Here is a 13,346-nt window from a genome sequence, read left to right as displayed (position 1 = left end):
CGCCGGGGTCTGGGGTGGATGGTGAGCTGAGGTGCGCGGTCAGGTTGATGCGGTCAGGGGCGTTGGATGGCTGAGGAGTTCAGGGTGCCGTCGATGAGTTGTTGGCAGAGTCCGGCGAGGGTTTGTCGGTGGGCGCGGGCGTGTTGGCGCAGGGCGTCGAAGGCTTCGTCGAGTGTGGATTGCCAGCGTTCGGCGAGGATGCCTTTGGCTTGTTCGATGACGATGCGGCTGGAGAGGGCGGCTCGTAGCTGGGCGCGTTCGATGTTGCCGTGGACGACGGTGCGGTGTTGCAGGATGGCGATGGTGGCGACGTCGGCCAGTGCCTGGGCCACGCGTGCGTCGGCGTCGCTCAGTTTTTGGTCGCGGGAGTCGAAGAGGTTCATGGCTCCCACGACTTTTTGCCGCAGTCGCATGGGCAGGGCGTGGGTGGTGGCGTAGCCGGCCTGGCGGGCGCGCTGGGCGAAGAGGGGGAAGGCGGCTGTCTGGGCGGGTGAGGTCAGGGTGATGTTGAAGCGGGCGGTGCCGGTGCGGTGGCATTCCACGCAGGGGCCCTGGTCGGCTTGGAGGGCGAAGAGTTCCAGCAGCCGGGTGTGTTCGTCCGATGCGGCGATCAGCTGCAGGCCCCCGGCGGGGTCGGCGAGCATGACGCCCACGGCGGAGACGTCGAGCAAGTCGTTGCACCGGTCGCACAGTTGGTGCAGGAAGTCGATCAGGTCGAAGTCGTCGACGAGGGTGTCCACGGCATCGACCATGGCTGCCAGGAGTTGTTCTTCGCGTTTCATGGCCCTTCAGTCCCTTCACCGGCAGGAATGTCCGGCCCGTTTTCATCATCGTGGAAGGCCAGGCGCCTGGCTACCACGTCGTTGGCTACCTCCAGCACGGGCCTTTCGTGCCGGTAGGCGTGGGCGCGCAGCAGGAGCAGGGCCTGGGCGAGGCTGACCCCGGCCTGGACGCTGACCATGCCGCTGGCCTGGTGGACGGCGGCCCGGTAGAAGTCGGCGGAGTCCTCTGCGGTGGCGAAGGCCTCTTGTTGCGGGCTGTTCTCCAGCAGGATGGGGATCAGGGCGTTGGTGACCAGCCAGGTGTCGGTCATCGCGGCGTCCGAGAGCGGACCCGGTGTGGTGCGTTGCAGGGTCATGGTGCCCAGGCAGGCGGAGCCGACGGTGAGGGGAAAGCAGAAGATCGCGCCGATGCCCAGCGCGGTGGCTTCGGGCACCAGCGCCGGCCACCGCTCCGCCGGCACGCGGGCGAGGTCTGCCACCAGGACGGGTCTGCACGTGGCGGCCGCTTGAAGGGCTGGTCCCTGTCCGAGGGTGAACTGCAGGTCCTCCAGCCAGGCGCTGGTACCCGGCGTGAACCACAGCAGTTCGCTCAGGCCGTTGCCGGTGGTCGCGGAGACGGCGATGCCGTCCACCCGCAGAGCCTGGGCGCACAGCCTCGGGTCCGCGCCGACCAGACCCGCATTCCCCGGGGACAGGCCCGCATCCCCGGAGGAGGGGTGCAGGCTCTGCAGCACGGCAGTCAAGTCACTGTCGGTGCCCATCGCTCTCCACCTCCCGTTTGCAGCAGCCTCAGGAGGGACCTCCGCGGCGCAGAGAATGCACTGAAGACGACTCCAGTCTAGGGAGTTTTCCGCGGTGCTGAGCTCACCTCGCCGTTCTCGGCGCCGTGAGCGGCGAGGTGCCTCAATTTGCCCCTCCCACCCGGCGAAAGGTGGCCGCCAAACGTGTGCGGAACTTGGCAAGTGCGAGGCGCGGCGGAAGGCGAGGCGTAGTGTGGACGTACAGGCTGCCCGAAGGCGACGCCGCTCGCCCCATCTCATCCTGACATTGGCTTCCGATCAGGGCAGCGTCGGCGGTGAATGCCGGAGTTCGGACGCCATGATGCCCGTGCACCTCAGGGTCGCTTGCCTGCTCGCTCACACACCGAGTTCCCCGTGACGGGCGCCCGGGCGGAAGCTGTGGCTCTCGCCGCCCGTTATTCAGGTCAGACCCAACCCGGCTTGCACCTCGGGGAGGCGTGCCGGACGGCCCTGCGCGGCGTGTATTCCGTGGGGCTCACGCTGGCGGCCGATGCCGCCTTGGCGCAACGGGTGTCGCTGTGCGCGGTCGGCCCCTTGGCGGCCAAGGGCGAGGAACTGCAGATCAGTCTCGGGGAGGGTCCCTGCGTACAGGCCCTGAGCGAGCGCTCACCGGTCCTGGTCGACGATCTCGAAGACCCCGCCATGACACGGCTCTGGCCCGTCTATGCCGAGCAGGCCAAGGCTCACCACATCCGCGCCGCTTTCGCCCTGCCCGTCCTCAGCGGCGCGGACCCGGCACAGCAGGCCGGGCTCGTCCTCACCCTCTACCGCCACGAACCCGGCCCGATCTCCGACGCCGACCTGGAGATCGCACAGGACCACGTCGACGCCGCTGACCTCCTGCTCCTGGCCGCGCCCGTGCCAACGGAAGACGACCTCATCCGCGCCTGGCTCCTGCCCGCAGACTCCGTGGTCCACCAGGCCATCGGCATGATCAGCTACCGTCACTCCCTCACCACCGGCCAAGCCCTCGCCCTGCTGCGCGCCCACGCTCACAGCCAGGCAACGCCCTTGACCGACCTGGCCCGCGCCATCGTCGACGACCACCTCACACTCCGTGAGCCGCCGTCCTCCGGGGACGCGGACAGCTGACAGGGCGGTCCCACATCGTGGGTGCGGGCGTGTGCCTCGCTCCTTCGGCCGGCGGGTCACTTCGGTCGAGGGTCCTCCGGGACTGAGTGGGCGTGGCGGCTCATCCGGATACGGATCGTGGTGCCTTGATCGGTTGCCCTCATGTCAGCGGAGTCACTGAGCTGACGGATGATCCACAGGCCGCGGCCGTCCAGGTGGGCGGTGCTCGGCGGTAGATATCCGGCAAGGGAAGTATTCAAGTTCCCCTTGGGATCGCTGACTTCGCAGAGGACTTCATTGGCGGTGGTCCAGATCCTGCAGCGACCGGCGCCTCCTCCATGGCGTATCGCGTTGGCCGCGGCCTCGTCGACACAGACCAGCAGACTGTCGATGCGGTCCGCCGGGAGCCCCGCCTGGCCGGCCAGACGGCAGGTGAACTCCCGCATCTCGGCGATCTGCTGGGGTCCGTTGAACTGAAACTCCGGGCTCCCGGCAGGTGGGGCCGGTAGGGGCACCGTGTCACAGGCAGCGCTGAATTGCTCCGGGGCGACGTGCACCGGATTGGTGCGGCGCTCGCCTCCCGCCATCACGCTGGGGTGGGTGAGGTGCGCGGTGTGCAGGACCGACTCCGGGAGGCTGCGGGTGTCGTAGGGGCACAGATGCCAGGCACCGGTGGAGGCCAACGCGAGGGTGAGCAATGCCTCGTAGCGGCTCCACTCCCGTACCTGTTCGCGCGACAGTCCCTCCCACGGCGTCTCGCCCAGCACGCGCGAGCGGCCCTGCACGCTGCGTGCCTGGTCGTGGTAGGCGAGCAGCACCTGTGCGGGAGTCCGGTACCAGTGAGCGGGGGCGAAGGAGATCTCGTCGGCCCTCTTGCCCAGGTTGCGGCGCAGCAGATCGGTGTTGTGCCGGCTGGTGGCGATGAACACCGGCTCCCTGGCCGTCAGCCCGTCCCGGGCAAAGGGGAGCGCGGAGGCGAGGAACTGCTCGTCGCCGCCGTAGAGCAGCAGATGGTGCGCGTGGGGTGCCGGGCCGGCCTGTGACGGCGCGCGCGGCTCACTCATCGGAGACCTCCTCCAGGACGGTCAGTGGGAGTTCCGGCCGGTCCCATCCGCAGGCCTCGATGATCTCGACAACCACCGGGCTCTTGGTGTGCAGGACCAGTCGGCGGCCCGGTTCAAGCATCGAGGCGAAGGCGGCCAGCGCGTGCAGCGAGGCGAAGTTCAAGAACGTCACCCGGGTCAGGTCCACCGTCACATCGGCGGGGGTCCCGTTCACGGAGAGCAGGTGTCCCACGAAAGCAGCCTGGTTGGTCAGATCGACTTCACCGGCCAGTCGCAGCCCCGGCGGAGAATCGGTGCGCCAGATCCGTAGCCGCGTATCGGCATAGTCAGCGGACATGAAGGACCTCTTGCCTGGCCGACACAGGGCGCTCCGCCGGACGGCCCGGCCGCTGCTGGTGATCACCGGGTCGTGGCATCGGCCGTGTCGTAGGCCTGTCGGCCGGTCGCATGGGGCCGGGGGAATGTCCGTCGGCGGCATGACGCCTCCTCGCAACGGGACCGCCGGATGCCCTTGTCACATGCGCGCTCACGCCGGTGGTGGCATCCACGGATACCTTTCGACAGTACGCTCGTCGGCTGCCGCAAAGTGGACATGGACGCGGGCAGTTCGAGCGTGGAAGGCGCCGTGCCGCTTACCGGGGTGGCGGCGTTCGCCACCCCGGCGGTGGCCCGTCACACGGGCGCCTCCAGTGCGTCGTTGCACCACGGCCGGCCGTTCGAGCAGGCCCTTGTGCTTCGACGCAAGCGGGGTGGGTCTCGGGCCGGGCTCCGATGAGCCGAAGTGCTGCGGTCATGCCGTGAGGCGGGTGCCGCGGCGCCAGACGGCACGGGTGTTGAGGGTGTCGCTGATGTTGCTGAGCGGGTCGCCGTCGACGAGCAGGAGGTCGGCGCGCAGTCCTTCGGCGATGCGGCCCCGGTCGCTGAGGCGGAAGCGGCGGGCGGTGGTCGCCGTGGCGGCGCGCAGGGCCCGTGCGGGCGTGAGGCCGGCTGCCACCAGGTACTGCAGTTCGTGGTGCAGGCTTGCTCCGTGTGCCAGGCCCCCGAAGAACGTCTCGGGCATGGAGACGTCGGTGCCGGCCAGTACGTCGACGCCGACGGCGTCCAGAGCGCGCACGGTGTCGTACACGTCGTCGAGCTTGCCCTGCGGGTAGCGGTTGTAGCTGGAGCGCAGGGTCTGGTCCCACTTGCTGTCGAGGCGTGCGGCGACCCGGGGGTCGTCGGCGAGTTCGCCGGCGGTGTTCCCCATCATCGAGGCATTGAGAGTGATGCAGGGAATGACGAACATGCCCGCGTCCTTGATGAGGGCGATGATTTCGGCGGTGTGCGGCTGGTCCATGAAGACGTGGGTGACGCCGTCGACGCCGGCTTCGGCGGCCATCCTGGTGGCCTCCACGGTCAGCGCGTGGGCCACGGTGAGGGCGCCGTACTTCTTGGCTTCGGCCACACCGGCGTTCACGGTGGCCTGGTCGAGCGAGGGCAGCCCGGGGTGTCCCTCCACGCTGCCGTCGTCGATCATGAACTTGATGAAGTCGGAGCCACGGGAAAGGAGTTGGGGCACGAAGGCGGCCGCTTGCTCGGGCGTGGTGGAGAACGGCATCAGGGGCATCACCGGGGGGAGATCCCACTTGGGGCGGAAGCCCTCGGGCATCAACTCGCTGGGGTGGCCGCCGGGCGGTGTGATGGCGAAGCCGGACGAGCGCACGTCGGCCAGGGTGTCGTCGTCGGTGATGAGCCCCCGGTTCTCCCGGGTGTTCATCCCCTGCATCTCCAGCTCGGTCGTCACCCCGAACCGCAGGGCGAGCGCCAGAGAACCCGGGGCGGAGTGGACGTGGGCGTCGATGAGCCCCGGCAGCAGGGTGGCACCGCTGCCGTCGACGATCTCGCTGTCCTGAGGAGCGTCACCGCCGATGCGGGCGATCCTCCCGCCGTCGATGACTACGGTCCCTACGCCGACCGCCTTCTCTCCGTCGAAGATGTGCGCGTCGGTGATCGCGGTGAGCGCCATAACAGTCCGCCTCGGTTCCTCGCTCGTCCAAGATTTACATACCTGATGCTATGTACTTGTCTACTGGTATGCAAATGTGCGGGCTGGGCCTAGACTCGGTCACATGAGCAGTGCGTCCTTCTCCGAGCAGCCTTCCGACGACCTGGCGCTGGACCAGATCGGCCCGGCGCTGTCACGGCTGCGCCGACGCGCACCGGCATCGAGCAAGGACCTCTCCCGCAACCTCGTTCTCAATGTGATCGCCGACGCGCCGGGCGAGACGACCGTCGGCGGCCTCGCTGCCGAGATGGGTGTCGCGCAGCCGGTGGCCAGCCGGACCGTCGCCGCCTGCATAGAGGACGGGCTGCTGCGCCGGGCGGCGTCTCAACTGGACGGACGCCGCACCGTGCTCGAACTCACCGAGCACGGCGAGGCCGAACGCAACCGCTTCGCCGCCGAACAGCGCAAGGCGTTCCAGGAGATCACCGCCGCCTGGTCGCCGGATGAGCGCATCCAGTTCGCACGCCTCTTGGTCCGATACGGAGCAGACGCCACCGCGTGGTCCAGGAAACAGGCCACCAGCGGCGACTGACCAGCCGACGCCGCGGGACCGAATCGACGAGCGGCGCCCCGACACCGAACCATGAGCAGGAGGCGCGTCACGCGCCCGGCCCCGTCCGCAGCGCATCGGAGATTGACTTGGCGCCGCCGTGGGCGGTGAATCCACCGTCCACGGGGATGTCCGCGCCGGTGATGAACGAGGCCTCGTCCGACAGCAGGAATGAGACGAGCGGTGTGATCTCGTCGACCGTTCCGGTGCGGCCCAGTGGCGTCTCGCGCACGTTGCTCTCGCGGAAGGCGGGGGAAGCTGACGCCGTCATCTCCGTCTCGATGAAGCCCGGGTGGATGGTGTTGACGCGGATGCCGCACGGTCCCAGTTCGAGAGCGGCAGACTTGGAAAGCCCGCGCAGCGCCCACTTGCTGGCCGTGTACGCGATCGGGTAGTGCGCGGTGAGGGCGACGGACGAGCCGATGTTGACGATCGAGGCGCCGGGCGGCATCAGCGGAGCGAGATGCTGGATGCCGAGGAGCGGGCCGGTGACGTTGACGGCGTGGACGCGGGTGAAGTCGTCGGGCATCACCTCGCCGAGCCGGGCCCGCCAGGTGATGCCCGCGTTGTTGACCAGGCCGTGGACCTGCCCGTACGACTCCTGCAGCTCCCTGGCGAGGTGGGCCCACTGCGATGCGTCGGTGACGTCGAGGGGGCGGATGCCGGGGGCCTCGGTGACGTCGGTGGCGATGACGCGAGCGCCCTCGCGGGTGAGGGCCTCGGCCTCGGCGGCGCCCTGCCCGCGGGCGGCGCCGGTGACGACGACCACCTTGCCCGGCAGGCGTTGCGGATTCACGGACGCTGCCGGTCGCGGCGGCGCCCGGCCGGGAGCGGTACCGCCTCGGCCCCGGCCACGACGGTGTTGGAGAGCGCCCCGATGCCCTCCACGGTGAGGGTGACGGTGTCGCCGGGCTGCAGCGGCGGCAAGGCCTGCTCGCCGCGCAGGCCCCACAGCTCGGCGAGGCAGCCGCCGTTGCCGCAGGTCCCTGAGCCCAGCACGTCACCGGGCACGACACGGGTGCCGCGCGACGCGTAGGCGACCATCTCCTCGAAGGTCCAGCTCATGTTGGACAGCAGGTCCTCGCCGATCACTCGGCCGTTGACCTCGGCGGTCAGGGCGAGGCGCAGGAAGCCGTCGCCGTCGCGGTACGGGTCGAGTTCGTCGGCGGTGACCAGGTAGGGGCCAAGCGTGGTGGCGGTGTCCTTGCCCTTGCACGGGCCCAGGCCCACCTTCATCTCGGCGGACTGCAGGTCGCGGGCCGACCAGTCGTTGAAGACGGTGTAGCCGATGATGTGGTCCCGGGCCTGGTCGGGGGTGAGGTCGCCGCCCTCGCGGCCGATGACGGCGGCGACTTCGAGTTCGTAGTCGAGCCGGGCCGAACCGGGCGGCATCGGGATGCTGTCGCCCGGCCCGTAGATCGCGTGCGGGTTGGTGAAGTAGAAGGTGGGCGCCGCGTACCACTGGTCGGGGACTCCGCTGACGCCGTCCACCGCACGGCGCACGCCCTCGACATGCTCCTCGAAGGTGACGAAGTCCCGTACGGAGGACGGCTGAAGAGGTGGAAGCAGCCGCACCTGTGAGACGTGCGGCCCCGGCGGCACGTCGAGCGCGGCGGCGCCGGCGTCGAGGAGGGCGGCAAGACCGCCTCCGGAACGGATCAACTCGGTCAGCGACGTGGCGCCGGGTAGCGGGTAGAGAGTGCCGTCCTCCTCGACGACGGCGACGCGGGTACGGTGCTGGTGGTCGTAGGTGGCGAATCGCATGGGGTCTCCTGGCGCGAACTGGGGCCGGGGGCGCCGGCGGCGGAGTCAGGGCAGGGACAGCGCCGCGGCGCCCCCGGGGATGGGGGAGATCAGACCGGCGGGGCGATGAACACGCCGCGGTCGGGGTCGTTGAACGACTCCTTGGCGACGAGCTCGTTCATCGCGTTCGCCGTGCCCCACTGGTCGGTGACCTCGGGCTGCGAGAAGTCGTAGACGTGCGGGTGCCAGGTGTCCTCGTCGAGCTCCTCCAGCTCGGTGGTGTACTCGACGGTGTTGCCGTGCGGGTCGAGGAAGTACGTGAAGGTGTTGTCGCCCGCCATGTGCCGGCCCGGGCCCCAGATCTTCCGGAATCCGGCGCGCATGACACGGCCGGAGCCGCGCATGTACTCGTCGATGCCGCGCATCTCGAAGGAGACGTGGTGCAGGGCCGTGTGGGGGCCCTGCGCGATGGCCATCGAGTGGTGCTGGTTGCTGATCCGCATGAAGTGCATGACCTCGCCCATGTGCGGCGAGCTGAGCGTGTCGGAGAGGGCGAATCCGAGGTGTGCCTCGTACCACTGACGTGTGCGGTTCAGATCGGGGGAGTTGAGGACGACGTGGGAGAGCTTGACCGGGATGGCCTCCTTCTCCTCGATCTTCCGGTGCTGCCTCACCTCGACGTCGGCGGAGACCTCGATGGTGCGCCCGTCCACGTCGAAGAAGCGGAAGCCGTAGCCGCCGCCCGGGGTGTCGACGGTGCCGGGCTGTGAGATCAACTGCACGCCGCCCGCGAGGAGTTGCTCGGCCAGAGCGTCGACGTCGGCTGCCGACGCCGCTCCGTACGAGACGAGGTCGAGCCGCTTCTCCTCGGCCTTGCGCAGGCGTACCACGTACTGCTCGGGGGAGCCCTCGGCGGCGAGGAAGGAGATGCCGGAGTCCTCGGCGACCTTGGTCAGGCCCCAGACGCCCGAGTAGAAGTCCAGCTGCTTGTCGTAGTCGGGCACGGCCAGGTCGACGTGCCGCAGGTGGGTCAGCAGACGGTTGCTCACGATGTCAGTCCTTTCGGAGGAGAGCGGCCGCGTTGCCGCCGCGCACCGCGTCGAAGTCGGCGTCGGGCAGGCGGGCGGCGCGCAGCGCGCCGAGCGGGTCCTCGGTGCCCATGTCGAAGGGGAAGTCGGAGCCGAGCAGCACCCGGTCCGCTCCGGCCACGCGTATCAGCTCCCGCAGCACGTGCGGGTCGTGGACGAGGGAGTCGAAGTAGAGACGCTTGAGGTAGCTGCTGGGCAGGTGGGCGCAGCCGGACCCGGCGTCGGAGCGGGCCGTCCAGGCGTGGTCGGAGCGGCCGATGTGCGTGGGCAGGTAGCCGCCGCCGTGCGCCGCGATGATCTTCAGGCCGGGGTGGCGGTCCAGGACGCCAGAGAAGATCAGGTGGGAGAGGGCGACTGCGTTCTCGGTAGGCTGTCCCACGGTGTTGGACAGGTACCACCGGTCGAGGCGTTCGTCGAGCGTGCAGCCGAAGGGGTGCAGGAAGATGATCGCGCCGGTCTCCCGCGCCCTGGCCCAGAACGGTTCGTAGGCCGGGTCGGACAGTTCGCGTCCCGGGGCGTGGCTGGAGATCTCCACTCCGGACAGGCCCTGCTCCAGCGCGTGGTCGAGCGCACGCACCGCCTGGCCCGGATGCTGCAGGGGTACGAGGCCGAGGCCGTGCAGCCTCTCGGGCGCGGCCGAACAGTGCGCGGCAGTCGCCTCGTTGGCGAGCCGGTACACCTTCTCGGCCGTCTCCTCGTCCGTCCAGTAGTGGTAGTGCGAGGGGGAGGGGCTGACCAGCTGGATGTCCACGCTTTGGGTGTCCATCGCGGCGAGCCGGACCGCGGGATCGGTGAGGCGGGGGATGCGTGCGCCGATCATCGGGCCGTTGACGTTCAGCGCGTCCGGTCCGTTGCGGCGGGCGTCCAGGGCCTTCGCATCGGCAAGGCCGGGCAGGCCCGCGACGAGCGCCTCTATGTCGGGCAGCAGGACGTGCGCGTGCACGTCCACGGTGGGTGGGATGGTCACGGCAGCTCCCGCAGCGCGGTCATGGTGCGGCCCATCAGGCCTGGCACGTCGGCGTCGCGTACTCCGTCGAGCTGCCACCGGCCGATCTGGACGGAGGCCTCCACGACGGGGCGTACGCGGGCGACGCGTCGCTCGTAGTACGCCTGGAGGAGTGCGTCGTCCCACGTGTCGGTGGCGGTCAGCATCTGGGTGAGGACCCAGGCGTCCTCCATCGACAGGGCCGCGCCCTGGGCGAGGGTGGGCGGGCAGCAGTGGGCCGCGTCGCCGACGAGGACCACGCGCCCGCGGTGCCAGGAGCCTTCCACCAGCATCCGGTCGAACCATGTGTAGTTGACCTGGGAGGCGTCGGTGATGTGCGCGGTGATCTCGGGCCAGTGGCCGCCGTAGTGCTGTGCCAGGGAGCGCATCTCGTCCGCGTAGGAGGCGGGCGGTATGGAGGCTCGGTCGCGGTTGGCCTCGACGACGTACGCGTAGAGCGTGTTCTCGCTGGTGGGGCAGTAGCCGGCGATGTAGGCGGGGCCGCCGTAGGCGAGGTCGGTACGGGTCATGCCTGCTGGACGGGGCGCCGCGACACGCCAGATGGCCATGCCGGTGGGCTCGGGCTGATCCGTGATGCCGATGGCCGCGCGGGTGGTGGAGCCGAGACCGTCGGCGGCGATCACCAGGTCGTAGCGGGACGTGGTGCCGTCGCTGAAGCGGACGGTGACGCCGGCCGCGTCGGCGGACTGGTCCAGTGACGTCGCTCGGACGCCCAGGCGTACGGTGGCGCCGCTCGCGCGGACCGCGTCGATCAGAATCCTCTGGAGCTGTGGGCGCTGCATGCCGACGGTGGCGGGCAGGTCGTCGCCGCCCGTGCGCAGATCCTCGGCGACGTGCAGCACGGTGCCGTCGGGGGCGGTGATACCGACCGCGCCGAACCCGAATCCGGACTTCTCCACCTGCTCCCACACACCCAGTTCGCGCAGGACGCGCAGGGCGTTGCCCTGGAGGGTGATGCCGGATCCCGCGGTGGCGTTCCAGTCGTCCTTCGCTTCGATCAGGTCGACCGCGATCCCGGCGCGGCGCAACAGGATCGTCGCGGCGTTTCCGGCCGCGCCGCCGCCGACGACGAGGACCGCAGGGGGTGTGCTCATGGGGGAACTCCTTCGTTCCGCTGGTGTCGTGTGGTGCCGTCTGTTGGCGTGGCGGACTACTTGACGGCGACCGGGTTGACCGGGGAGCCGACCGCGCCGGTGATGGGCAGGGGAGCGGCGGTGAGCCAGAACTCGTACACGCCGTCCTTCGCGCAGTCGGCGGCCAGCGCCTCCAGGTCCCACATCTCGCCGATGAGCAGGCCCATGTTCGGGATGACGACCTGGTGCAGGGGCTGGAAGGCGTGCTCGAACTCGTTCGGGCGGACCTCGAAGCCCCAGGTGTCGGTGGCGATCGCGGCGAGTTCGGTGCGGTGCAGCCAGCCCGCGGTGGTGAAGGAGAGGCCGGGCGCGGGGCCTCCGGCGTACTCGCCCCAACCCTCGCGCCGTGCCCGTGCGAGCTGACCGGTGCGTACGAGGACGATGTCGCCCCGGCCGACGCTCACGCCGTGCGCCTGGGCGGCCGCGGCCAGGTGCTGTTCGGTGACGGCGAAGCCGTCGGGCAGTTCGCCGTCGTCGCCGACCACACGGCCCACGTCGAGCAGGATGCCGCGCCCCGCGATGTGCGGGGCCATGTGCTCGATGCCGGTGACGAGGTCGCCCTCGGAGGTCACGACCTGGTCCGCGGCTCGGCCGTTCCAGGCCTTGCCGTGGTCGAAGATGTGGCCGAGGCCGTCCCACTGCGTGGAGCACTGCAGTGGCATGGCTATCACGTCGTCGGCGCCGCCGAGTCCGTGCGGGAACCCCTGGTTGCCGAGCGCCGCGTCGCTGCCGGTGTCCAGCATGGTGTGCACCGGGTTGGTGCGCCGCCGCCAGCCCTTTTGCGGGCCGTCCATGTCGAAGCGCTGTGACAGCGAGAAACTGACGCCCCGTCGCACGAGCGCCGCACCTTCGCGACGCTTGGCCTCGTCGAGGAAGTTCAGCGTGCCGATGCGGTCGTCCTCACCCCAACGGCCCCAGTTCGAGTACGCCTTGGCGGCCTCGGTGATCGCACCCTCGGGGTCGTGCCGGTCCAAGGACGGGCTGCTCACGATGCCACCTCCGCCGTACAGCGGGTGTGCTGCGCGCCGAGGCCGGTGATCGAGGCGTCCATGACGTCACCGTCGCGCAGCAGGCGGCCCCAGTGCATGCCGTTGCCTGCCGGGGAGCCCGTCAACACCAGGTCGCCGGGCAGGAGGTGGGCGGACTGTGAGGCGTAGGACACCATGCGGGCGACGTTGAAGATCATGTCCTTGGTGGACTCGTCCTGCATGGTCTCGCCGTTCAGCTTCAACACCAGCCGCAGGTCATCGGGGTCGGCGACCGACTCGGTGGGCACGATCCACGGGCCGAGCGGGGTGAAGCCGGGGGCGTTCTTGCTGCGCAGCCAGTCGGTGCCGATCTGCGGCATGTCCCGGCGAAAGACGGTGGCGCGGTCGGTGAGGTCGTTGGCGATCGTGTACCCGGCGACGTACTCCAGTGCCTCCTCGACGGATACGCGGTGCGCCGGGCGACCGATGACGGCCGCCAACTCCAGCTCCCAGTCAGGCTTTTCGGCCCAGTCGGGCAGCGTGACATCGTCGTACGGGCCGGTGATCGCGCTCGGCAGCCCGATGAACACGTAGGGCAGGTCCTCTGTGGCCCGCCGGTCCATGATGTCCGCCGCCTCGGCGCGCCGTTCGTCTTCGGGCCGGTCGTCCCCCGGAGCCTTGTGGGCGACGTGCAGATCGATGACGTGCTGCCGGTAGTTGGCGCCGGACTGGAACACCTGACGCGGCTCGACCGGCGCGTGCACCTGGAACTCCGCCAGCGGCCTGTACTGCGCGGAATCCTCGTCGGCCAGGGATCGCAGCCGCGGCAGTACCGTCGGCCAGTCCTCCAGGAGACGGCGGACGGTCAACCGTGCGTCGCCGAGGGCGTCGCGCAGATCGACGACGCGCTCCTCGGGTGTGAGCAGGGCGGGGAACGCCGGGCCGTCCGGGGCCGAGAGCGTCGCGAGGGCGAAGGGGCCGGCGAACGGCGCGGATGCGGGAGCGGGTTTCACGGACATGTCCTCCTGATTGCGGTGGGACTAATCTGGACCCGCTACCGACGATCAGGGAAATAGATTGTGTGGATGGCAGCCATC

At 69.8% G+C, this 13,346-nt stretch carries 14 protein-coding genes; 2 read left to right on the top strand and 12 right to left on the bottom strand.

Annotated features, from left to right (window positions below; all coding sequences use genetic code 11):
* Positions 1 to 53: 53 nt before the first annotated feature.
* Together ACWGIH_RS07610 and ACWGIH_RS07605 are read right to left on the bottom strand one after the other, a co-directional pair.
* A complete protein-coding gene (locus ACWGIH_RS07610) occupies positions 54 to 782 on the bottom strand; it encodes a GAF and ANTAR domain-containing protein (RefSeq protein ID WP_453691608.1) in 729 nt (242 codons plus the stop codon).
* Positions 779 to 1,543 carry a GAF domain-containing protein gene (locus ACWGIH_RS07605; protein WP_453691606.1) on the bottom strand — a complete coding sequence of 255 codons (765 nt, stop codon included), beginning with the start codon at positions 1,541 to 1,543 and terminating at the stop codon, positions 779 to 781. The genes ACWGIH_RS07610 and ACWGIH_RS07605 overlap by 4 nt, the downstream gene beginning before the upstream one ends.
* Positions 1,544 to 1,861: 318 nt before the next feature.
* Here ACWGIH_RS07605 and ACWGIH_RS07600 point away from each other — a divergent pair, with 318 nt between their 5' ends.
* Positions 1,862 to 2,674, top strand: coding sequence for a GAF and ANTAR domain-containing protein (locus ACWGIH_RS07600; protein WP_453451808.1), 813 nt, complete (start codon positions 1,862 to 1,864; stop codon positions 2,672 to 2,674).
* Between the two features lie 56 nt (positions 2,675 to 2,730).
* Here the strand turns inward: ACWGIH_RS07600 and ACWGIH_RS07595 are convergent, their stop codons facing one another.
* The 3 genes from ACWGIH_RS07595 to ACWGIH_RS07585 all read right to left on the bottom strand — a co-directional run bounded on the left by ACWGIH_RS07595 (position 2,731) and on the right by ACWGIH_RS07585 (position 5,722).
* Positions 2,731 to 3,717 carry an anti-sigma factor RsbA family regulatory protein gene (locus ACWGIH_RS07595; RefSeq protein ID WP_453451809.1) on the bottom strand — a complete coding sequence of 329 codons (987 nt, stop codon included), beginning with the start codon at positions 3,715 to 3,717 and terminating at the stop codon, positions 2,731 to 2,733.
* Positions 3,710 to 4,054 carry an STAS domain-containing protein gene (locus tag ACWGIH_RS07590; RefSeq protein ID WP_453451810.1) on the bottom strand — a complete coding sequence of 115 codons (345 nt, stop codon included), beginning with the start codon at positions 4,052 to 4,054 and terminating at the stop codon, positions 3,710 to 3,712. The genes ACWGIH_RS07595 and ACWGIH_RS07590 overlap by 8 nt, the downstream gene beginning before the upstream one ends.
* A 453-nt stretch (positions 4,055 to 4,507) precedes the next feature.
* Positions 4,508 to 5,722, bottom strand: a complete 1,215-nt coding sequence (locus ACWGIH_RS07585; protein ID WP_453451811.1) for an amidohydrolase family protein — start codon at positions 5,720 to 5,722, stop codon at positions 4,508 to 4,510.
* 103 nt (positions 5,723 to 5,825) lie between these two features.
* Between ACWGIH_RS07585 and ACWGIH_RS07580 the strand changes: the two genes are divergently transcribed.
* Positions 5,826 to 6,293, top strand: a complete 468-nt coding sequence (locus ACWGIH_RS07580; protein WP_453451812.1) for a MarR family winged helix-turn-helix transcriptional regulator — start codon at positions 5,826 to 5,828, stop codon at positions 6,291 to 6,293.
* A 67-nt stretch (positions 6,294 to 6,360) separates the two neighbouring features.
* Here ACWGIH_RS07580 and ACWGIH_RS07575 read toward each other — a convergent pair whose 3' ends face one another.
* The 7 genes from ACWGIH_RS07575 to ACWGIH_RS07545 all read right to left on the bottom strand — a co-directional run bounded on the left by ACWGIH_RS07575 (position 6,361) and on the right by ACWGIH_RS07545 (position 13,268).
* On the bottom strand, positions 6,361 to 7,107 hold the full coding sequence (locus tag ACWGIH_RS07575) for an SDR family NAD(P)-dependent oxidoreductase (RefSeq protein WP_453451813.1): 747 nt from the start codon (positions 7,105 to 7,107) through the stop codon (positions 6,361 to 6,363).
* Entirely contained in the window at positions 7,104 to 8,075 is a 972-nt protein-coding gene (locus ACWGIH_RS07570) for a fumarylacetoacetate hydrolase family protein (RefSeq protein ID WP_453451814.1), read from the bottom strand. The genes ACWGIH_RS07575 and ACWGIH_RS07570 overlap by 4 nt, the downstream gene beginning before the upstream one ends.
* An 89-nt stretch (positions 8,076 to 8,164) precedes the next feature.
* Positions 8,165 to 9,103 (bottom strand): VOC family protein, encoded by a 939-nt coding sequence (locus tag ACWGIH_RS07565; RefSeq protein WP_453451815.1) that lies wholly within the window; start codon positions 9,101 to 9,103, stop codon positions 8,165 to 8,167.
* A gap of 4 nt (positions 9,104 to 9,107) precedes the next feature.
* Complete coding sequence (locus ACWGIH_RS07560) at positions 9,108 to 10,109, bottom strand: amidohydrolase family protein (protein ID WP_453451816.1); 1,002 nt, start codon at positions 10,107 to 10,109, stop codon at positions 9,108 to 9,110.
* On the bottom strand, positions 10,106 to 11,242 hold the full coding sequence (locus tag ACWGIH_RS07555; RefSeq protein ID WP_453451817.1) for an FAD-dependent oxidoreductase: 1,137 nt from the start codon (positions 11,240 to 11,242) through the stop codon (positions 10,106 to 10,108). The genes ACWGIH_RS07560 and ACWGIH_RS07555 overlap by 4 nt, the downstream gene beginning before the upstream one ends.
* A 56-nt stretch (positions 11,243 to 11,298) precedes the next feature.
* Positions 11,299 to 12,255, bottom strand: a complete 957-nt coding sequence (locus ACWGIH_RS07550; RefSeq protein ID WP_453451844.1) for a cyclase family protein — start codon at positions 12,253 to 12,255, stop codon at positions 11,299 to 11,301.
* An 11-nt stretch (positions 12,256 to 12,266) separates the two neighbouring features.
* Positions 12,267 to 13,268, bottom strand: a complete 1,002-nt coding sequence (locus tag ACWGIH_RS07545; RefSeq protein ID WP_453451818.1) for a fumarylacetoacetate hydrolase family protein — start codon at positions 13,266 to 13,268, stop codon at positions 12,267 to 12,269.
* Between the last annotated feature and the right edge of the window lie 78 nt (positions 13,269 to 13,346).

The organism is Streptomyces sp. NPDC054872, from assembly GCF_053610705.1.
This window is presented reverse-complemented; position numbering and strand designations above follow the sequence as displayed.